At 64.6% G+C, this 1,653-nt stretch carries 2 protein-coding genes; both read right to left on the bottom strand.

Going from position 1 to position 1,653, the window contains the following annotated elements:
• The coding region (locus JHD07_RS34735) for a DsbA family protein (RefSeq protein ID WP_291630375.1) at positions 1-694 on the bottom strand (694 nt) is incomplete at its 3' end.
• Positions 695-790: 96 nt separating this feature from the next.
• Positions 791-1,653, bottom strand: an 863-nt coding sequence (locus tag JHD07_RS34730; protein ID WP_291630373.1) for a tetratricopeptide repeat protein, incomplete at its 5' end; no start/stop codon positions are given.

Raw genomic sequence — 1,653 nt, 5'->3', positions numbered from 1 at the left:
CGATCTGCTTGCCGATCACGTAGCTCGGCGTGCCGTTCATGCCCATCGCTTCGGCCAGCTTGAAATTCTCCTCGATGGTGGCGCGCACCTCGGGACTGGCGATGTCCTTCTCGATCCTGGCAGTGTCGAGACCGGCTTCCTTCGCCGCCTGCATCGCGCGCCCCTTGTCCGCGGCGCCGCGGCCGTTGAGCAGTCGCTGGTGGAAGTCGAGATATTTCTTCCCCGAGGGGTCCTGCATGCGCACGGCGACCCCGACCTGGGCCGCTTCGACCGAGCCCTGGCTCAACACCGGAAACTCCTTCAGCACGACCTTCAGCTTCGGGTCACTCTTCATGATGTCGAGCATGTCGCCCATAGCGCGCTTGCAGTAGCCGCAATTGTAGTCGAAGAACTCGACGAAGGTGACGTCGCCGTCCTTGTTGCCGAGCACGACCTGGCGCGGCGAGTTGAAGATCGCCTCGGCGTTCTGCGCGATGCTGGCCTCGTGCTTTTGCGTTTCGGCCGCGGCCTGGCGCTTGCTGAGCTCGGCCATGGCCTCCTCGAGCACCTCGGGATGGCTGACGAGATAGTTCTTGATGATCTTCTCGATGTCGGTCCGCTGGGTGTCGGAGAAGCTGTCTGCCGAGGCGGGCGCGGCTGCGCCGAGCAGGGCGAGCGCAAACAATGCAGGAGCAAGCAGGCGCAGCGATGGCATAGTCAAATCCTCTTATGCAAGCAGGTTTCGAGAAACGTCCCGGCGGACTTAAGCCCGTGTCGTGACGTCGTGGTAGCGGGCGTCGTTCGAGTTACGTCAGTTGCGCGGCGGCTTCGCCGCCACGATGTCGTCGGCCTTGACCCATCCGGGCGTGCCGACGGCGAAACGGGTCTTCGCGCGCGTGGCAAGCTCGCGGGCGGTCTTGTTGTCGCCGCGCAGGAAGGCGGCCTGGGCCGAGGCGAGATCGGCCTCCGCATAGTCTCCCTTCCGGCCATGGGCCATTGCGAGCTGGGTGTAGCCGAGCGCCGCTTCGGGCTCTCGGGCCACAGCGGCGCGGAGAATCCGAATGGCGTCGTCCGTGTAGGCCTTATTATCGGTTCCAACCAGAGCCTGCCCAAGTAACATCTCGATGAGGGGGGCGTTGTTGGAGAGTGCGACAGCTTTGCGCAGGGGGGCGATCGCTTCGGCCGCCCTGCCGCTTTCCAGAAGCGCCTGGCCGCGCACCTCGTAGAAATACGGGTTGTTCGGCTGCACCTGGATCAGCGCGTCGATCTGGGCGAGCGCGCTGCGCAGATCCCCATGCAGATAGGTGCTGATGGCGCGGGCATAGCGCGCCGGCAGGCTGTCATTGGTCTGGGGATAGCGGCGGTACACCGTCTCCGGCCGCTCCATGAACGCGGAAATCTTGGCGCGCACCATGTCGTGGCGGAGCTGGAGAGCGGGCTCGTCCTTCTTGTTCCAGTAGGGACTGGAGCTGGCGAACTCCTGCAGCGAGGCAACGCGCTCGGCCGGCATCGGATGCGACTGGAGATAGGGATCGGCGCCGCGCGAAGCGAACAGGCTCTCACTGGTGAAGCGCTTGAAGGTCTCGTACATGCCCTTCGGCGATTGCTGGGTCGCAGTTAGGAATTTCACCCCGGCGCGGTCGGCGTTCTCCTCCTGCTGGCGCTGGTAGGACA

Origin of the sequence: Bradyrhizobium sp. (assembly GCF_016462955.1) — a bacterium.
Lineage (GTDB): Bacteria > Pseudomonadota > Alphaproteobacteria > Rhizobiales > Xanthobacteraceae > Bradyrhizobium.
Note: the sequence above shows the minus strand (reverse complement) of the source record. Positions and strands in the feature narration are given on the sequence as shown.